This window comes from Kocuria arenosa (genome assembly GCF_042879215.1).
Classification (GTDB): Bacteria; Actinomycetota; Actinomycetes; order Actinomycetales; family Micrococcaceae; genus Kocuria; species Kocuria arenosa.
Map to the genome: position 1 here is coordinate 1 of NZ_JBHZTA010000043.1, position 748 is coordinate 748.

A 748-nucleotide genomic window follows, 5' to 3' on the forward strand; every position below is an offset into this window, starting at 1 on the left:
AACTGGACTAGAATAGCTGGATGTTGATTGTTTGTAAAGTTTGTTTCGTATACGTTCCCGTACTTGTTCCACATATTCGTCCTTAATTGCCGCAGGTATTGGAATTGGCTTCTTCTGCCAAGGTTGGTGATCCACTACTGGTATAATATAAGGCAAACCGTAGGAATGCTTCAAAAGCCCTCTTTCTTCTGGGGTGAATGCTATAGCCTTCTCTCGAATTATAATTAAGTGCTTGAAGAGCTTCAATTCTTCTTCCCAAAGCCATCCTTCCGGTACAAAATTGACTACCTTTAGGCGTTCTTCTGTAATCCTGGCAGTGGGTTTGAATTCTGGAGGATTTGGTGTGAGTGGTGTCTTGTACGGATCTCGTGAGAGTGGTGGTCGTTGAAGAGGCGGGTTTAGCGTTTGCGGAATAGGTTCATTAATGGGCCGAATTTTCTTTGCTACTGGTTTGTATTTGGTCATACACCATAGACTTCCATCCTTCCAACTTTGACATAACTTTGCTTGAAATGCCAAGCCCAAACCCTTTTCGAATAGCTTCCCAACTCTATTGTTGGTAGGTTGGTGTGAAGCTAATAATTTTACACTATTGATAGACGGAATACATTTGAGAAACTTGGTTGATTCAGCTGTCCCATTAGTCCTTGTTAGTCCCGGTTTGATGGATAGAATCTTCAAGAAATATTTTATAGTTTGTTTTTGTAGTTTCTCCAATAAGTACAGAAAGGATGTTTCGAGCCAGTCT

The 748-nt window shown here is 40.9% G+C and carries 1 protein-coding gene; it reads right to left on the minus strand.

Features of this window, described 5'->3' with window-relative positions:
• Positions 1 to 465, minus strand: a 465-nt coding sequence (locus ACFYE3_RS19030; RefSeq protein ID WP_387806191.1) for a hypothetical protein, incomplete at its 3' end; no start/stop codon positions are given.
• Positions 466 to 748: the final 283 nt, after the last annotated feature.